The organism is Parapusillimonas sp. JC17, assembly GCF_052180245.1.
Classification (GTDB): domain Bacteria; phylum Pseudomonadota; class Gammaproteobacteria; order Burkholderiales; family Burkholderiaceae_B; genus Parapusillimonas.
In genome coordinates this window covers 2,007,804-2,024,583 of record NZ_CP197474.1, presented here as the reverse complement: position 1 = coordinate 2,024,583, position 16,780 = coordinate 2,007,804, and the positions used below count along the sequence as shown (strand labels likewise).

Below are 16,780 nucleotides of genomic sequence, written 5' to 3'. Positions count from 1 at the left end.
GGAAACGGCAACGATTTTTTGTGCCAACAGGGTACATCTTTATGCTGCTGCGGCCCAATGGGAGCAAATGATAGAATGCCTGCCTGGCCTCCAGGCCCGGCAGCATAGCTGGTCTTCCACCTATAGAAAAACATCAGGATGCAAATGACATCAAGTGATTCTGCGCCGGTTTCTACAGCGCCTGTATATCAGAGATCTGTTCGGCCCGTCTTCGGACTTGCGGCCGTCATCTTTTTTTTCATCATCAGCGGTGCGATCTCTTACTTGAACATTACGGCATTGCGTGATGATTCCCGAAGAATCCAGGCCACGCATTCGGTGATCCTCGCTTTGGAGAAGGTGTTCTCGACGCTGCTGGATGCTGAAACCGGGCAACGTGGATTTCTGTTGACGGGCAGGCAGCAGTATCTGGTGCCCTATAGATCGGCGCTGGCGGAGATCGGGACGCGACTCGACGAGGTGGAATCGCTCATTGGGAATGCCGAGAGTCAGCAGGTCAATATCACATTGCTTCGCCGGCATGCCGAAGCCAAACTTGACGCGTTGAAAGAGAACCTCGACAAGCATCGTCCGGGCGATCCAACATGGACACTCGATGTTGCCGTCAGCGATCATGGTAAAGCCCAGATGGATGCAGTCCGCACACAGCTGAATTTGCTCGGACAAGAGCAAACCCGGCTGCGCCAGTCCTGGGTCAACGAGATGGCCGACGCCTACCGGATGGCGTGGATCAGCACCGTGCTTACCTGCTTGATCGGCGTGTTGCTGACGTTCCTCGTCGGCGCGTTGATCCGCCGTGAGGCCGCGGCGCGCGAACGACAGCAATGGTTGCAATCCGGCCAGGCTCATCTGGCGTCCGTCATGCTGGGAGATCAGGCAAGCCACGAACTAGGCCAGAACATATTGGGCTATCTGGTGAAATTATTGGGTGCCCAGGGCGGCGCCTTGTTCACGGAGGATGACGGACAATTCCGTCGCATCGCAACCGACGGCATCCCGGCCGAGGCCAAGGTGGTGGACCGTTTCTCCTTGAAAGAAGGATTATTGGGCCGGGTCGCAGCGGACCGCGAACCGACGATCCTGAGCGATATTCCCGACGGCTATCTCACCATTGGCTCGGCTCTCGGGCAAGACAGGCCTCGCCATCTGGTCATTTCTCCCGCAATCTCGGACGGCACCGTCCACGGCGTGGTGGAACTGGGATTTTTTCATCCAGTAGGCGAGCAAGTGCTGACCTTCCTGGCAGAGACATCGGCCTCGATAGGGATCGCCCTGCGTTCGGCCCGCCTTCGCGCTGCGCTGCAGAATCTGCTTGAGGAAACTCAACGACAGTCAGAAGAACTCCAGGCGCAAAGCGAAGAACTGCGGGTGTCCAACGAAGAACTCGAGGAACGCGGGCGGGCGCTGCAGGAATCGCAGAGCCGTCTGGAGCAACAACAGGTCGAACTGGAACAGACCAACTCGCAGTTGGAGCAGCAGGCGCAGCAACTGGAAGTCCAGCAAGACATACTCGAGCGCTCCAATGCCGCCGTCGCACTGAAGGCGCGAGAGCTCGAACAGGCAAGCCGCTACAAGTCCGACTTCCTTGCCAATATGTCGCACGAGCTCAGAACGCCGCTCAATTCGCTGCTGATCCTGTCCAAGTTGCTGGCCGACAATCCGAATGGCAACCTCACTGAAGAACAGGTCAAGTACGCGCACACCATCCGATCATCGGGCGACGATTTGCTCACGTTGATAAACGATATCCTGGATTTATCCAAGATCGAGGCCGGACACGTCCAAATGCAGCCTGGAACAGTGTCGCTCGAAGCGTTGAGCGCGGGTATGCAGCAGATTTTCCAGCCTGTCGCGGATGAACGCGGGTTGCGCTTCAGCATCCAGGGAATGGCCCACTGCCCTCCAACGATCGACACCGATCGCCAACGTCTCGAACAGATCCTCAAGAACCTGCTGTCCAATGCGTTCAAGTTCACTGAAGCCGGCAGCGTCGAACTGTCCATGACTTGCGACGGTAAGGATCGCATTGCCTTTGCAGTCACGGATTCAGGCATCGGCATCGCAGAAGATAAGCTGCGTGAAATCTTCGATGCCTTCCAGCAGGCGGACAGCACCATCGACCGCAAGTACGGAGGCACGGGACTTGGGCTGTCGATCTCGCGCGAACTGGCACGCCTGCTTGGCGGAAACATCACAGTCAGCAGCAAGCCCGGCGAAGGCAGCCGCTTCACCTTGTCCATCCCGCTGTCGTACGATCCCGCGTTGGTGGCTCCACGCCAGAAAACCCCGCCACAGAGCATGGAGGTGCCGTTCAAGCCTGAACGCCCTGTGACGTCAAAACCGCAGACGCAGCAGGTCCGCAAGATCGAGGACGACCGCGACAAACTAGACCAGACCGCTCGGGTGCTGCTTGTCATCGAGGATGATAACGCCTTTGCGGGCATCGTCCGGGACCTGGCTCATGAAATGGATTTCCAATGCCTCGTTGCAGCATCGGCCCACGAAGCCCTGGAATTGGCGGCCGAACATCAGCCTCATGCGATCGTGCTTGATGTCGGCCTGCCGGACCAATCAGGCCTCGCCGTGCTGGATCAATTAAAAGGAAACATCAAAACGCGGCATATCCCCGTACATGTCGTGTCCGCGCATGATCATGCCCATACCGCGCTGTCGCTGGGCGCAATCGGGTATCTCATTAAGCCGGTCAAGCGCGAAGACCTCGCCCGGGTCCTCGAGACACTTGCCGCGAAGCTGGCTGGTTCCGTGCGGCGGGTGCTCATCGTCGAAGACGATCCGGTTCAACGTGATGCCGTCGCCACACTGCTTGCATCGGGAGACGTCGAAACTGTGGGGGTCGGCACCGCCGCCGAGTGCCTGGAGCGGCTGCGCAACGAGACATTCGATTGCATGGTGCTCGACCTGACCTTGCCGGACACATCCGGCTTCAAGCTGCTGGAGACCTTGAGCGAGGACGACAGGCTGTCCTTCCCGCCAGTCATCGTTTACACCGGACACGACTTGTCGGCTAACGACGAACAGCGCCTGCGCCGCTATTCGGACTCGATCATCATCAAGGGGGCTCGCTCGCCGGAACGCTTGCTGGACGAGGTCTCGCTGTTCCTGCACCAGGTGGTGACCGATCTGCCCGCCGAGCATCAGAGAATGATTCAGACAGCGCGCAACCGCGATGCCCTTCTCGAAGGAAGGCGCATTCTGGTGGTCGAAGACGACGTCCGCAACATCTATGCGCTCACCAACATCCTCGAGCCGCGTGGCGCAAGCATAGAGGTGGCGAGGAATGGCCGGGAGGCGATCGACGCCCTCGATAAATCCGCGGGCGAGACCGGAAAGGCAATCGACCTGGTGCTCATGGATGTGATGATGCCCGTCATGGACGGTCTGACGGCAACGCGCGAGATACGCAAGGACGAACGCTGGAAGAAGCTTCCGATCATCACCTTGACCGCCAAAGCCATGTCCGACGATCAACAGCGCTGTATCGATGCGGGCGCGAACGACTACATGGCCAAGCCGCTGGACGTGGACAAGCTGTTGTCGCTCGTGCGGGTCTGGATGCCGAGATAAGCCTATGTCGGACGCCATCGAGGATATCGAGATCCGGCTGCTGCTCGAAGCGCTCCATCAACGCTATCACTACGATTTTCGTAGCTATGCGCGCGCATCGATCAAGCGGCGCTTGCGGCAGGCCCGCGAGCAGATGGGCTTCGTGAATTTTTCCTCCATGCAGGAAAGACTGTTGCACGACCCAAGCTTGTTGCCGCGCCTGCTTCCATACCTGACCGTTCAGGTCAGCGAGATGTTCCGCGACCCTTCTTATTTCCGTGCGATCCGGGAAAAAGTGGTGCCGCTTCTGCGGACTTACCCGTCTCTTAAGCTGTGGATTGCCGGATGCAGTGCCGGAGAAGAGCTTTACTCTTTCGTCATACTGTTCCGGGAAGAAGGCCTAGAGGACCGCACATTGTTCTATGCCACCGATATCAATTCGGACGCGCTGGATCGGGCGGCAAGCGGAATTTATTCCTTGGACCGGATCAAGTCGTTTACGGAAAACCACCGGATGTCCGGCGGCAAATCGTCGCTGTCCGACTATTACAGCACGGCCTACGGCAACGCCATATTCGACAAAAGCCTGCGCAAACGGGTTGTATTTTCGGATCACAGCCTGGTCACCGACGCCGTATTCGGCGAAATGAACCTGATTTCCTGCCGCAATGTGCTCATTTATTTTGATCGTGAGCTGCAGGACCGCGCCATCGGGCTGTTTCGTGATGCCCTCCCCCGGCACGGGTTTCTGGGCCTCGGCGCAAAGGAAAGCCTGCGCTTTTCCCGCCACGCCGAAGCGTTCGGAGAGTTCGTGCGGGAAGAAAAAATCTATCAAAGGCGCGAGCCATGAGCAATGCCGCCCCCCGTGCCGTCGTCATCGGCGCTTCAGCCGGCGCCATCCAGGCCTTGTCGGAAATCCTTCCCGCATTGCCCGCCGATTTCCCGCTTCCGATACTGATCGTGGTGCATGTCCCGGCCGATCGCGACAATATTCTGGCTTCCTTGTTCGAAAAAAAATGCCGGATGGCGGTTCGCGAGGCGGAAGACAAGGAGCCGGCGCTGGGCGGCGTCATCTACTTTGCGCCTGCGGGCTACCATCTGCTCGTTGAAGAGGAAGGAACGCTTTCCTTATCGAGCGACGAGGAAGTGATGTATTCGCGTCCCTCGATCGACGTATTGTTCGAGAGCGCGGCGGACGCCTATGGCCCGGCGGTCGTCGGCATCATACTTACCGGGGCCAACAGCGATGGAGCAAAAGGCTTGAGAGCCATTGCGGCCGCGGGCGGCACGGCACTGGTCCAGGAGCCTGCGACCGCATATGCAAGCGCGATGCCACGGGCGGCGCTATCGGAATGTGCGTCGGCGCGCTCGACAACGCTCGAACAAATTGTAAACTTTCTCGTGAAGGAGTGCGAAAAATGAAAAGCCCGACCAAACCCGTTCATTTTCTGCTAGTCGATGACCTCGAGGAAAACCTGCTGTCGCTAGAGGCGCTGCTCAAGCGCGACGGCCTTACAATGCTCAAGGCCAGATCAGGCGACGAAGCGCTGGAACTGCTGTTGCAACACGAAGTTGCGTTGGCGCTGCTGGATGTGCAGATGCCCGGCATGGACGGTTTCGCGCTGGCGGAGTTCATGCGAGGCAGCGAGCGCACTCGCCACATTCCAATCATCTTCGTAACAGCGGGATCCGGAGACATCCAGCGCCGCTTTCGCGGTTATGAGGCAGGCGCCGTCGACTTCATCCAGAAGCCCATAGAAGCCGACATCCTGCGCAGCAAGGCGAATGTATTCTTCGATTTGTATCAACAGCGCAAGCAGATTGCCGTCCAGCGCGATGAGCTGAAAGCGGTGTCGGAGGCCCTGCGCGAAGCAGACCGCCGCAAGGACGAGTTCCTGGCCATGCTTGGGCATGAACTGCGCAACCCCATTACTGTGTTCAGCCTAGGCGTCGAACTTCTGAAGCAGCCCAGGGAACGCGACGACGCCGAAGCCATCCGTTCACGGATGGAACGGCAGGTTTTTCATCTCTTGCGGCTTGTCGATGACCTCCTCGACATCGCGCGGATCAGCGGAGGCAAGATCTCGCTGCGCAAGGAACGCGTCGAGCTGAAAAAAATCCTGCATTCCGCGATTGAATCCAGCCGGCCTAATCTTGACGCCGCCGGACACTCGTTCACGGCCCATTTGCCTCATGAGCCTGTCTGGCTCGAAGCCGATCACACCCGGCTCGCACAGGTCGTGGCAAACCTTCTGAACAACGCCGCCAAATATACGCCGCGTGGCGGCACCGTTACGCTTGTAGCGCGCAGCCATTCAGGCTTTGCGGAAATCGAAGTGAAGGACGACGGTATTGGTATCCCTCCAGATATGCAGGCCGGCATCTTCGAAATTTTCTCGCAAGTGGCGGAGCATCGAACTCAATCGGCGGGTGGCCTGGGCGTCGGTCTCGCGCTGGTGCAGCAGCTTGTCGCCCTGCATGATGGCTCCGTCGAGGTCGAAAGCGAAGGCCGCGGCCGAGGCAGCACCTTCGTGGTCAAGATTCCGCTGGAAGGCAGGCTCGCCGCTTCATCCAGCGACAACGTCGATACTACGCCGGCGCTGGATCACATCGACGCGGCAGCTGTCGATTCAAGCAGGGACTAAGGCTGCGGTCTGACCCGACCGGATGGCGGATGTGACACAGGCGCGATTCGACCCATCACATTGGAAAGAGACTGTGGAGATTCGTAGATTCAAGCCCGGCGACGAGGCTGCGTTATTCCGCGTGTACTTCACAGCCATCCACGAACTCGCTTCGCGCGATTACTCCCACGAGCAAATTGCCGCCTGGGCGCCGGCGAACTTCGATATGGTGTTATGGGCCAATCGAATTCAGGCGATTCAGCCCTTCGTGGCGCTGCTTGGCAACGATATCGTCGGCTATGCGGACATGCAGCCGGACGGATATATCGACCATTTCTTCGTGTCCGGCTCTCGTCCGCGACAAGGAATCGGGACTCGGCTGATGAGTCGCATTCATGAAGAAGCGGCATCGCTGGGCCTGAGCGAACTAAGGTCCCGGGTCAGCAAGACCGCCCAGCCATTTTTCGCGCTTCATGGGTTCCGAATTGTCGAACGAGGTTTTCCTATCGTCCGTGGCGTGGCGCTCGAAAATGCACTGATGCGCAAGGGGCTCGCCCCACCGCCGCGCGGCATCTGATTCCAACATCAAGGTCTCGGGGCCCGCACCCGAAACACGCAGCAAAGGTAATGCAAGCATGTTCGACAACTTTTCCAGCGAAAACTTCAGTGTCAAGGACGGTGTGCGCATCCATGCGCGCGTCGGCGGAAATGGGCCCGGCCTTCTACTGCTGCACGGCCACCCTCAAACCCATGTCATGTGGCACAGGGTCGCCCCCAGTCTGGCAGAGCGCTATACCGTCGTCGTGCCCGACATGAGGGGCTTTGGGGATTCCTCCAGGCCGGAGCCCGGCTTGGAAAGCGTCGCCTATTCCAAGCGCGTCATGGCGCAGGACATGGTCGAGCTCATGCAACAGCTCGGGTTCGATCGCTTTATGGTCGGAGGCCACGACCGGGGCGCGCGAGTCGCCCATCGCCTCGCGCTGGATCATCCAGGCCAGGTCGAACGGCTGCTGTTTCTGGATATCGCGCCCACCCTGGCCATGTATGAGCGCACGTCCATGGCCTTTGCACGCGCCTACTGGCACTGGTTCTTCCTGATTCAACCCGCGCCCTTGCCGGAAAGGCTGATCGAGGCCGATCCCGTCGCCTACCTGCACAATGTGTCAGGCCGCCGGCATGCGGGCCTGTCCGCCTTCCAGCCCGAAGCGCTGTCGGAATACGAACGGTGCATTGCCCTGCCCTTCACCGCCAGAAGCATATGCAGCGATTACCGGGCATCGGCGGGCGTGGATCTGGAGCATGACGCGCTCGACCGGGATGCCGGCAGGCATCTGTCCATGCCCTTGCGCGTGCTGTGGGCCGAACACGGCGCTGTCGGCCAGAACTTCGACGTGTTGTCGCTATGGAAAAACGTATCCCATGGCGAGGTCAGCGGCCGCTCGGTGGATTGCGGCCATTACCTGGCGGAAGAACGCCCTGATGCCATCTTGCAGGAAATGATGACGTTCTTTTTGAGCAAGGCCGCCTAGCGCGCCGCTGTTGCATCCGATACTCAAAACAGATAATGGGCCGCGACGTGCTCACCCCAGCTTGTTCAGCAGCCGCCTCAGCTCCCCCTGTTCTTCCAGGCTCAGCGATGCGCTGATGCGCGCGTCGTGCTCGCGTATGGCCTGCGTGATGCCGGCCAGCGCCTGCCCGCCCTCCGGCGTCAAGGCCAGCGAGTGCGCGCGCTTGTCGCTCTGCGAGGCGCCGCGGGCGACGTAGCCCAGCTTTTCCAGGGAATTCACGACCTCGACCGCGCCGGATCGGGCGATGCCCATGGCGCGGGCCAGTTCTGTCAGTTTCATGCCGGCGTTGTTGCCGATGAGCGTCATGGCGGAAAAGCGCGGCGGCGTGATGGACCAGGATCCGAGCGCATCCAGGAAGTCCTGGTAAATGCGGATTTGAGCCCTGCGCAGGCAGTAGCCGACAAGCTCATCGAGCACACCGTAGTCCACGCCCGGCACTTGCGCATTGAAGGGCTCGCCGCGCTGATCGGGACGGCGATTGTTGGGACGGGATCTCAATTTTCTGCTCACGGAATTTCCTGCGCACAATAGGGCAATAACCATATCAGAATGTCGGGTTTATCCGTATAGGCATATCCCCCGATCAGATTGTTATGATACATAACAAATAATCGAGGAGGCATACGCTTGAAAGTCATCATCGCGGGCGCCGGCATCGGCGGCCTGACCCTGGCGCTCATGCTGGAACGGCGCGGCATCGCTTGCGAGCTTTATGAAAGCGTGCGCGAGATCAAACCGCTGGGTGTCGGCATCAATCTGCTGCCGCATGCCGTCAACGAGCTCGAGCAACTTGGCATGGTGGACACGCTTGCACAAAGCGCCGTGGCCACTTCCGCGCTGCACTACTACAACCAATATGGGCAGGCCATCTGGCAGGAAGCGCGCGGCCTGGCGGCGGGCTATCCGGTGCCGCAGTTGTCCATCCATCGCGGCGAACTGCAGTTGCTGCTCGCCGACGCGGTGCGCGCGCGCCTGGGCAATGGCTGCCTGCACACCGGCATGTCCTTCCAGTCCTTCAGCCAGGATGCCCGTGGCGTGACCGTCAACTTCCTGGATCGCAACGCCGATCAGGTTCGGCAGGTGCGCGGCGACGTGCTCATCGGCGCCGACGGCATCCATTCGGCGCTGCGGCGACAGTTCCATCCCGAGGCCGACAGACTGCGCTTTTCGGGACGCATGCTGTGGCGTGCCACCACGGAGGCCCCACCCTATCTGGATGGCAAGACGATGTTCATGGCCGGCCACCAGGACCAGAAATTCGTGTGCTATCCGATTTCCGAGCCACTGCGCCGGCAAGGCCGTTCGCTCATCAACTGGATCGCTGAACTGCGCGTGCCCGAGCCGGACCTGCCCGCCACCGACTGGAACCGGGAAGTCGATGCGTCGGTGTTCGCGGCGCGATTCTCGGACTGGCGCTGGGACTGGATCGACATCCCGGACATCATCCGCAAGGCACCCGCCATCTACGAATTCCCTTTGGTCGACAAGGATCCGCTGCCGAAATGGACCTACGGACGCGCCACTCTGCTGGGGGATGCCGCGCATCCCATGTATCCCATCGGTTCGAACGGGTCGGCGCAAGCCATACTGGATGCGCGTTGCCTGGCCGACCGCCTGGCCGAAGCGCAAGCGCGGACACCGACCGGCATCGAGCTCGCCCTGCTCGAATACGAAGCGGAACGCTTGCCGGCAACCGCCGGCATCGTCCTGCGCAACCGCCTGAACGGTCCGGAGCAAGTCATGCAGCTCGCCCATGAGCGCGCGCCCCAAGGTTTTCATCATATCCACGACGTCATCCCGGACACCGAACTGAACGGCATTGCGGCGCGCTACAAGCGGCTCGCGGGCTTCGATCCCAAGGCACTGAAAAAGCCATGAATACTCTTGCCACCGCCCCCGGGCTGGAACACCTTGCAACCTTGATCGTGGACGTCGCCGCTCCGATTGAAGTGGGTGAAACGCCCGGCGGGAAGCGGCGCGTCATTCCCATTGTCGGCGGCACCGTGAAAGGCCGCGAGCTTACCGGCACCATTCTGCCGGGCGGCGCCGACTTCCAATCCATACGCTCGCCCGAGTTCACCGATATTCACGCGCGCTATGTGATCGAAACCGAACAAGGGGAAACCGTCTATGTCGAAAACACCGGGATACGGACGGGATCCGCCCAGGACATTGCCGCGCTGGCTCAAGGCATACCGGTTGATCCGGCGCGCATTTATTTTCGCAGCTATCCCCATTTCGAAACCGCGGCTCCCCGGCTGCAATGGCTCAACACGCATCTGTTCGTAGGCACCGGCGCGCGCCACCCGGACCGCGTCGAACTCAACTTCTTTCTGATCCGCTGACTGATCCAATAAAACAAACAGGAGACCCATCCATGAAGCCCACATTCCTCGGCAAGCTGGTATTCACGGCCTGCATGGCAATTCCGCTATCCGCGCTGGCGGCGAGCTGGCCCGAGCAGCCCATACGATTGACGGTGGGCTTTCCCGCCGGCACCGGCCCCGACATCGTCGCCCGCAGCGTCGGCGACCAACTGTCCAAGGAGATCGGGCAATCCGTGGTCGTCGAGAACAAGGCGGGCGCAGGCGGGCAGATCGCCGCGCAATCGGTGGCCACCAGCACGCCCAACGGGTATTCCATCTTGCTCGGCGAGGTGGGCTCCATCAGCATTTCGCCCGAAACCACCTCCACGCTTTCGTACAAGCCGCAGAAAGACTTCGCGCCCATCACCGAGGCGGTCCGTGCCAACTTCGTGCTCGTCACGCCGGCCGACTCGCCCTACAAGAGCTTGAAGGATTTCGTGGACAACGCGCGAAAGAATCCGGAAAAATTCAATATGGCGACCTTCGGCGCCGGCACGCCAGGCCATTTTGGCGCGGAAATGCTGGCCGAGGCCGGCGGCTTCAAGATCGAGCCGGTGCACTATCGTTCGACCGGCGATGCCGTCACCGCCATCGTCAGCGGCCAGGTGCAGGCAGCCTTCATCACGACCGCCATGGCGGCTCCCCAATTGGCCGGCGGCAAGATGCGCGCGCTGGCCATCACGGGCTCGGAACGCACCAAGATGCTGGGCGACATCCCGACCTTCAAGGAACAGGGCATGCCCTCGGTCAACTTCGGTGCCTGGTTCGCGTTCTTCGCGCCGGCCGGCGCGTCCGACGCGGTCCTGGATACGCTGAACCAGAAGATCGTTGCGGCGCTCAAGCATGAGCAAGTGCAGACGACACTGGAAAACGCCGGCTTCGTCATCACGGCATCTTCGCGAGATCAGTTGAAAGAGCTGCTGGTTTCCGAACAGAAGACCTGGTCTGAAGTGGTCAAGAAAACCGGATTCAAGATCAACTGAGTGAAGCCGCGGCCCGAAACCGGCCGCGCGATCAGACGTCCGGCGCGGCATGCTGCCCGGCCGAACAGCATGCCGGGGCCCGCTACCCTAAAAGGCCCTGGAGAACAGATTGTGCTGTATCTGTTCCAGGTGCTCGACCAGCAGCCGGCGCGCCAGGACCGCGTCGCGGTCCTTCAAGGCCTCGACCATGGCGCGGTGCTGGACCTCGTACTGGCGTCGTGTTTCGGGCGTGAGCGAAATGCGTTTCAGCCTGCCCCATTCGCCTTGCTCTCTGACCTTGTTGGTAAGATCCATGACCTGCACGAAGAAGCTGTTGTGGGTGGCATGCGCAAAAGAGCGATGCAGGGCTTCGTCCCAGTGTTCGAATTCTTCGATGCTGCCCGCCGCCTCGGACTGCTCGAGGCAGTGGAACATTTCGTGGAAGTCTGCCGCAGTGGCATTTTGCACGATCAGTCCCGGCATGAGGGGCTCGATCAGCAGGCGCGCCACCATGAGCTCGGCCGGGCTGGTGTGCACCGGCCCGGACTGGGGCTCGGGCAGCGATTGGCGCAGCGCTTCGGCCTGCGCCGACACAAAAGTACCGCTGCCTACGGTCTGGGTGATCAGGCCTTGTTCACGGAAATGCGCAAGCACGCGCCGTACGGAGCCGCGTGAAATGCCGAAGCGCTCGCTGAGTTCGCGCTCGGGCGGCAGTTTCACCCCTTGCCGCAAACCGCCTTCGGACATCTCCTTCAACAAATGATCGGAAAGCGCACGGATACCCTCCGCGCGTGCTCCGGGTACGGCAAAACGTTCCTGCACTGGCGGCTCCTTGTATGAAATTGCTCCTATTCTACTAAATTGAACCAATTGGTCAATATATCGATCAAAAAACTGAATTTTTAGATCCAATTTGGTCTTATTTTTGTGCTACATTACCGCCATTGGCTCACAACATACAGGAAGCAATATGAAGCTCGCTACTCTCAAGCTCAATGGCGGTTCGGCAGTATGCCTGATCGATGCCGACAAGCAACGCTACTGGCCTCTCTCCGACCTCGTTCCCGGATTCAAATCCGACATGCACCAGTTGGTACAAAACTTTGACCAAATCCGTGCCCAGATTCAGCCACGCGGCGAAGGGCAAGCGCTGGACGCCTCCCTGCTTCTTGCTCCCATCGAGCGCCCGTTCCGCAACGTGTTCTGCGTCGGCCGCAATTACCACGCGCATGCCAAGGAACTATCCAGCTCGGTCTTCAAGGACAACGACAAGAACGTGCAGTCCTGGCCCATCGTTTTCACCAAGGTGCCCGAGTCCGTGGTCGGCCCGAACGATGCCGTGGAGCTGCCCAAGGGCGTCTCGGAGCAAATCGACTACGAGGCCGAACTGGCCATCATCATCGGCAAAGGCGGCAAGAATATTTCTCGCGCCGATGCCATGAGCCATGTCTTCGGCTACACCATCGTCAACGACGTGACCGCCCGCGACGTGCAAATGCGCCACCAGCAATGGGACATGGGCAAGTCCTTCGACACCTTCTGCCCCATGGGCCCCTGGATCGTCACGGCCGATGAGCTCGACGGCAGCAACACACGGGTCCGCTGCTGGGTGAATGGCGAACTTCGCCAGGACGGCGCCACGCCCGACCTTATTTTCGACTTGCCCTCGCTGATCGAAACCTGCTCGCGCGGCATCACGCTATATCCCGGCGACATCATCGCCACCGGCACGCCCGCCGGGGTCGGCATGGGCCTGAATCCGCCGCAATACCTGAAGACTGGCGACGTGGTCCGCATCGAGATCGACGGTATCGGCGTGTTGGAAAACACATTCAAGTAAGCAAGCGTATTCCGCATCCGGAGGAGACTCATGAACGCATCATCCCTTTGCAGGCCGACCGGCGCAGTGGCATGGCTGAAGACAGCCTGCGCCTTGGCGGCGCTGACGCTGTCCAGCCATGCGCTGGCGCAGTACCCCGAGCGCCCCATCACCATGGTCGTGCCCTTCCCGCCCGGAGGCGTGGCCGACACGGTCGCGCGGCCGGTGGCCGATGCATTGTCCAGGGAACTGGGCCAAAGCGTGGTCATCGAGAACAAGGCGGGCGCCGGCGGTGCCATCGGCATCGGTTCCGCCGCCAACGCGAAGCCCGACGGCTACACCATATTGCTCAGCCTGTCGTCCATTTCCATCCTGCCCGAGGCCGACAAGATTCTCGAGCGCAAGGCGGCCTTCCAGCTCGATCAGTTCAAGCCCATCGGCCGCATCACGGCGGACCCGACCGTCCTGGTCGTCCGTGCCGACGCGCCCTGGAAAACCGCCAAGGAATTCATCGAAGACGCCCGCAAGAACCCGGAAGACATCACTTATGGCAGTTCGGGCATCTACGGGACGATGCACGTGCCCATGGAAATGCTCGCACAGGCATCGGGTGTGAAGCTTTCGCACATTCCTTATACGGGCGCAGGCCCGGCGGTGGCTGCCCTGTTGGGCGGTCACGTCCAGGCCTTGGCAACCGGGCCGGCCAGCGCGCTCCAGCAGATCAAGGCGGGCAAGCTGCGCGCCCTGGCGCACTGGGGCGACAAGCCGCTGGACTCCATGCCCGATGTCCCCAGCCTGAGCTCCCTGGGCTACGACGCCAAGTTCATCCAATGGTCGGGCGTGTTCGTTCCCGCCGCCACGCCGCCTGAGGCCATCGACACGCTCAGCGCCGCGGTGCAAAAGATCGCAGCCAACCCCGACTTCCAGAAGACCATGCTTGGAACCGGCAGTCCGCTCGACTTCCAGAACGCCGCCGATTTCGACGCCTACTGGAAAGCGGACTCGCAATCGATCGCCAAGGCCGTTCAGAAAATGGGCAAGGTCGATTGAGTCAACCCGCCATGGCCGGCACCGCGTAGCCGGCCAGCCGGGGCAATACCCGCTTCGCATTCGCGGCGGTGGCGAACACCACCTCCTCGCGGCTTATCTCCCGGACTTCCGCCAGCGACTGCGCAATTCGTCCCACCTGGGCCGGCTCGTTGCGCGCCGCCGGCTTTCCGGGACCGCCCAGCCAAGCCGGCGGAATGTCGGGCGCGTCCGTTTCAAGCACCAGGTCGCGCAGCGGCACCTGCCGGGCAATCCGGCGTATCTGCAGCGCCCGCGTGAACGTCATGGCGCCGCCCATGCCCAGCGCGAAGCCATGTTCGATGAACAGCTTCGCCTGTTGCAAACTGCCGTTGAAGGCGTGCGCAATGCCGCCTATCAAGGGTCTGCGCCGCAAATGCTTCAAAAGCAGGTCCTGGGAACGCCTTACGTGCAATAGCACCGGCAACCCGTAACGCTGCGCCAAGTCGAGTTGGGCGCTGTAGAAGCGCTCCTGTTTCTCGCGCATGGTATCTTCTTTGAGCGCCGGCAGGAAAAAATCCAGGCCGATTTCCCCGATGGCGATGAAGCGTGAATCTTCCAGGTTTTCCTGGATGCAGGAATCCAGGCGCTCCAGGTCCTGATCCTGAGCATGCGGCACGCAGATGGGATGTATGCCCAGCGCGTAAGTGCCGCCCTTGAAAGAATGCGCCAGCGACCGCACGGCATCGAAGTTGCCGGTGTCGATGGCGGGAATGATGATGGCACTGACTCCAGCCGCTCCGGCGCGCTCTATGACTTCCTTGCGGTCATGCGCGAACTCTGCCGCGTCAAGGTGGCAATGCGTATCGATCAACATAGGACCCCTCTTCTAGGACAGTGGCAACGGCGGTGTCTCGGGATCGATCAAGCGTCCTTTTTCCATGGCCAGTTGCCGATGGGCCAGCGCGGCGAGCGCCGGATCGTGGGTCACGATAGCAAATGCCGTACCGAACTCCCGGTTCACGCGCCGCAGCAGCTCGAACATGCTTTCCGCCGTGTACCGGTCCAGGTTGCCGGTCGGTTCGTCGGCCAATATGCAGCGCGGCCGCGTCACCAGGGCGCGGGCCAGTGCCACGCGCTGCCGTTCGCCGCCGGACAGTTGCCCCGGGTAGTGATCGATGCGCTCGGCAAGCCCGACTTGTTCCAGCACTGCCTGGGCCTGTTCGCGCGCTGCCTTGCGGCTTTCGCGCCGCACGATCAGCGGCATGGCCACGTTGTCCAGCGCCGAGAACTCGGCGAGCAGATGGTGGAACTGGTAGACGAAGCCCAGGTTGCGATTGCGCAACTGGCTGCGCTGCTTCTCGGACAAGCCCTTGACGGGCTCGCCATTGATGAAAACCGAGCCCGAAGTGGGGCGATCAAGCAAACCCAGGGTATGCAGCAGGGTGCTCTTGCCCGATCCGGAGGCGCCCACGATGGCCACCATTTCGCCCTGGTCCACGTGCAAGCTTACGTCGCGCAACACGGGAACCTCGCGGCCGCCTTCCTGATAGGTCTTGACGAGATTGCGGGCGCTGAGCGCGTGCACTGGCAAGGAATCAGTCATGGCGCAATACCTCGGCGGGTTGGAGGCTGGACGCTCGCCAGCTGGGATACAAGGTTGCCAGCAGGGACAGCACCAGCGACGTCAAGGCCACGACGACGATGTCGCTGACCTGGGGATTGGACGGCAATTCGCTGATGAAATAGATTTGCTGGGGCAGGAACTGCACGCCCAGCATGCGTTCGATGAGCGGCACGATCACATCGATGTTGTAGGCCACCAGCATGCCGAAGCCCACCCCCAGCAAAGTGCCCACGACCCCGATCAACGATCCCTGCACCAGGAAAATGCGGGCGATTTCACGCGGGGTCGCGCCTATGGTGCGCAAGATGGCGATGTCGGACCGCTTGTCCTTGACCGCCATGACCAGGGAAGAAAGCAGGTTGAAGGCGGCCACCGCCACGATCAGCGCCAGAATCAGGAACATCATGCGCTTTTCCGTCTGTACGGCGGCAAACCAGGTGCGGTTGTTCTGTGTCCAGTCCTGCGCATGGACATAAGGCGGGAGCAGCCCGCCCAGCTCGCGCGCGACAAGAGGCGCCTGCTGCATGTCTGTAATGCGCAGGCGCACGCCGCTCGAGCCGCTGTCGCGAAAAACTTTCGCGGCGTCTTCGACATCGATGAAGGCAAGCGAGGCATCGTATTCGTAATAGCCCGAGGAAAAAATGCCGCTCACCGTGAACTGGCGCATGCGCGGCGTGAATCCGGCCGGCGATATCGAGCCTTGCGGCGCCAGAAGCAGCACGGTGTCGCCCACGCCGACGCCCAGGCTGGCCGCAAGCTGGTTGCCCAGCACCACCGAGAATCCTCCAGGCTTGAGCGCGTCCAGGCGGCCCGAGACCATCTGGCCGGCAATGTCGGACACGGCCCCTTCGGCCGCTGGATCGATGCCGCGCACCTGCACGCCGGCCAAGGTTTCCCCACGCACGATCATGCCTTGCGCCGCCACGAACGGCGCGGTACCGCGGACCGCCGGATTCTTGGAGGCGATGTCGGCGATCTGGCGCCATTGCGACAAGGCATCGTCGGCCGACACCCTGGGCACATAGAGCTCTATGTGTGGCAGCACCGACAGCATGCGGTCCCGAACCTGGGTCTGGAAACCGTTCATGACCGACAACACGACGATGAGCGCCGCAACGCCCAATGCAATGCCCGCCATGGAACTGGCCGCGATGAACGACACGAAGCGGTCGCCGCGCCCTCCTCGTCGCCTGGAGCGCGCCAGGCCTGCGTACCGGGCCCCTATCCACCATTCATAAGACATTA

The 16,780-nt window shown here is 61.1% G+C and carries 16 protein-coding genes; 11 read left to right on the top strand and 5 right to left on the bottom strand.

Annotation, left to right across the window (positions count from 1 at the left end; translation table 11 throughout):
- Positions 1-144 precede the first annotated feature (144 nt).
- The 6 genes from ACSBPU_RS09800 to ACSBPU_RS09775 all read left to right on the top strand — a co-directional run bounded on the left by ACSBPU_RS09800 (position 145) and on the right by ACSBPU_RS09775 (position 7,717).
- Positions 145-3,585, top strand: coding sequence for a response regulator (locus ACSBPU_RS09800; protein WP_442597669.1), 3,441 nt, complete (start codon positions 145-147; stop codon positions 3,583-3,585).
- 4 nt (positions 3,586-3,589) lie between these two features.
- Positions 3,590-4,414: a CheR family methyltransferase gene (locus ACSBPU_RS09795; protein ID WP_442597667.1), complete on the top strand. Its 825-nt coding sequence runs from the start codon at positions 3,590-3,592 to the stop codon at positions 4,412-4,414.
- Positions 4,411-4,986 carry a chemotaxis protein CheB gene (locus ACSBPU_RS09790; protein WP_442597665.1) on the top strand — a complete coding sequence of 192 codons (576 nt, stop codon included), beginning with the start codon at positions 4,411-4,413 and terminating at the stop codon, positions 4,984-4,986. The genes ACSBPU_RS09795 and ACSBPU_RS09790 overlap by 4 nt, the downstream gene beginning before the upstream one ends.
- Entirely contained in the window at positions 4,983-6,209 is a 1,227-nt protein-coding gene (locus ACSBPU_RS09785) for a hybrid sensor histidine kinase/response regulator (RefSeq protein ID WP_442597663.1), read from the top strand. Before ACSBPU_RS09790 ends, ACSBPU_RS09785 begins: the two co-directional genes overlap by 4 nt.
- Positions 6,210-6,282: 73 nt before the next feature.
- Positions 6,283-6,765 (top strand): GNAT family N-acetyltransferase, encoded by a 483-nt coding sequence (locus ACSBPU_RS09780; RefSeq protein WP_442597661.1) that lies wholly within the window; start codon positions 6,283-6,285, stop codon positions 6,763-6,765.
- Positions 6,766-6,823: 58 nt separating this feature from the next.
- Positions 6,824-7,717 (top strand): alpha/beta fold hydrolase, encoded by an 894-nt coding sequence (locus ACSBPU_RS09775; protein WP_442597659.1) that lies wholly within the window; start codon positions 6,824-6,826, stop codon positions 7,715-7,717.
- A 51-nt stretch (positions 7,718-7,768) separates the two neighbouring features.
- Here ACSBPU_RS09775 and ACSBPU_RS09770 read toward each other — a convergent pair whose 3' ends face one another.
- Positions 7,769-8,266, bottom strand: a complete 498-nt coding sequence (locus tag ACSBPU_RS09770) for a MarR family winged helix-turn-helix transcriptional regulator (RefSeq protein ID WP_442597657.1) — start codon at positions 8,264-8,266, stop codon at positions 7,769-7,771.
- 117 nt (positions 8,267-8,383) lie between these two features.
- On the opposite strand from ACSBPU_RS09770, the gene ACSBPU_RS09765 reads away from it, so the two are divergent.
- From ACSBPU_RS09765 to ACSBPU_RS09755, 3 genes are read left to right on the top strand one after another with little or no spacing between them, the layout of a single operon-like run.
- Positions 8,384-9,634 carry a flavin-dependent oxidoreductase gene (locus ACSBPU_RS09765; RefSeq protein ID WP_442597655.1) on the top strand — a complete coding sequence of 417 codons (1,251 nt, stop codon included), beginning with the start codon at positions 8,384-8,386 and terminating at the stop codon, positions 9,632-9,634.
- Positions 9,631-10,101 (top strand): DUF3237 domain-containing protein, encoded by a 471-nt coding sequence (locus ACSBPU_RS09760; protein ID WP_442597653.1) that lies wholly within the window; start codon positions 9,631-9,633, stop codon positions 10,099-10,101. Before ACSBPU_RS09765 ends, ACSBPU_RS09760 begins: the two co-directional genes overlap by 4 nt.
- Before the next feature lie 32 nt (positions 10,102-10,133).
- Entirely contained in the window at positions 10,134-11,105 is a 972-nt protein-coding gene (locus ACSBPU_RS09755; protein WP_442597651.1) for a Bug family tripartite tricarboxylate transporter substrate binding protein, read from the top strand.
- Positions 11,106-11,192: 87 nt separating this feature from the next.
- Here the strand turns inward: ACSBPU_RS09755 and ACSBPU_RS09750 are convergent, their stop codons facing one another.
- Entirely contained in the window at positions 11,193-11,906 is a 714-nt protein-coding gene (locus tag ACSBPU_RS09750) for a FadR/GntR family transcriptional regulator (protein WP_442597649.1), read from the bottom strand.
- A gap of 148 nt (positions 11,907-12,054) precedes the next feature.
- Between ACSBPU_RS09750 and ACSBPU_RS09745 the strand changes: the two genes are divergently transcribed.
- On the top strand, positions 12,055-12,924 hold the full coding sequence (locus ACSBPU_RS09745) for a fumarylacetoacetate hydrolase family protein (RefSeq protein WP_442597647.1): 870 nt from the start codon (positions 12,055-12,057) through the stop codon (positions 12,922-12,924).
- Positions 12,925-12,954: 30 nt separating this feature from the next.
- Positions 12,955-13,953 (top strand): Bug family tripartite tricarboxylate transporter substrate binding protein, encoded by a 999-nt coding sequence (locus ACSBPU_RS09740; RefSeq protein ID WP_442597645.1) that lies wholly within the window; start codon positions 12,955-12,957, stop codon positions 13,951-13,953.
- Between the two features lies 1 nt (position 13,954).
- Here ACSBPU_RS09740 and ACSBPU_RS09735 read toward each other — a convergent pair whose 3' ends face one another.
- Genes ACSBPU_RS09735 through ACSBPU_RS09725 form a run of 3 tightly spaced genes read right to left on the bottom strand, consistent with a single transcriptional unit; the run spans position 13,955 to position 16,778 of the window.
- Positions 13,955-14,785 (bottom strand): TatD family hydrolase, encoded by an 831-nt coding sequence (locus ACSBPU_RS09735; RefSeq protein WP_442597643.1) that lies wholly within the window; start codon positions 14,783-14,785, stop codon positions 13,955-13,957.
- A 12-nt stretch (positions 14,786-14,797) separates the two neighbouring features.
- Entirely contained in the window at positions 14,798-15,514 is a 717-nt protein-coding gene (gene lolD / locus ACSBPU_RS09730) for a lipoprotein-releasing ABC transporter ATP-binding protein LolD (RefSeq protein ID WP_442597641.1), read from the bottom strand.
- Positions 15,507-16,778 (bottom strand): lipoprotein-releasing ABC transporter permease subunit, encoded by a 1,272-nt coding sequence (locus ACSBPU_RS09725; protein WP_442597639.1) that lies wholly within the window; start codon positions 16,776-16,778, stop codon positions 15,507-15,509. The genes lolD and ACSBPU_RS09725 overlap by 8 nt, the downstream gene beginning before the upstream one ends.
- Positions 16,779-16,780: the final 2 nt, after the last annotated feature.

Coding starts and splice junctions, on each gene's coding strand:
- ACSBPU_RS09740 (WP_442597645.1), top strand. CDS start 12,955: ATGAACGCATCATCCCTTTGCAGGCCGACCGGCGCAGTGGCATGGCTG.
- ACSBPU_RS09795 (WP_442597667.1), top strand. CDS start 3,590: ATGTCGGACGCCATCGAGGATATCGAGATCCGGCTGCTGCTCGAAGCG.
- ACSBPU_RS09775 (WP_442597659.1), top strand. CDS start 6,824: ATGTTCGACAACTTTTCCAGCGAAAACTTCAGTGTCAAGGACGGTGTG.
- ACSBPU_RS09790 (WP_442597665.1), top strand. CDS start 4,411: ATGAGCAATGCCGCCCCCCGTGCCGTCGTCATCGGCGCTTCAGCCGGC.
- ACSBPU_RS09785 (WP_442597663.1), top strand. CDS start 4,983: ATGAAAAGCCCGACCAAACCCGTTCATTTTCTGCTAGTCGATGACCTC.
- ACSBPU_RS09735 (WP_442597643.1), bottom strand. CDS start 14,785: ATGTTGATCGATACGCATTGCCACCTTGACGCGGCAGAGTTCGCGCAT.
- ACSBPU_RS09760 (WP_442597653.1), top strand. CDS start 9,631: ATGAATACTCTTGCCACCGCCCCCGGGCTGGAACACCTTGCAACCTTG.
- ACSBPU_RS09725 (WP_442597639.1), bottom strand. CDS start 16,778: ATGTCTTATGAATGGTGGATAGGGGCCCGGTACGCAGGCCTGGCGCGC.
- ACSBPU_RS09800 (WP_442597669.1), top strand. CDS start 145: ATGACATCAAGTGATTCTGCGCCGGTTTCTACAGCGCCTGTATATCAG.
- ACSBPU_RS09755 (WP_442597651.1), top strand. CDS start 10,134: ATGAAGCCCACATTCCTCGGCAAGCTGGTATTCACGGCCTGCATGGCA.
- lolD (WP_442597641.1), bottom strand. CDS start 15,514: ATGACTGATTCCTTGCCAGTGCACGCGCTCAGCGCCCGCAATCTCGTC.
- ACSBPU_RS09745 (WP_442597647.1), top strand. CDS start 12,055: ATGAAGCTCGCTACTCTCAAGCTCAATGGCGGTTCGGCAGTATGCCTG.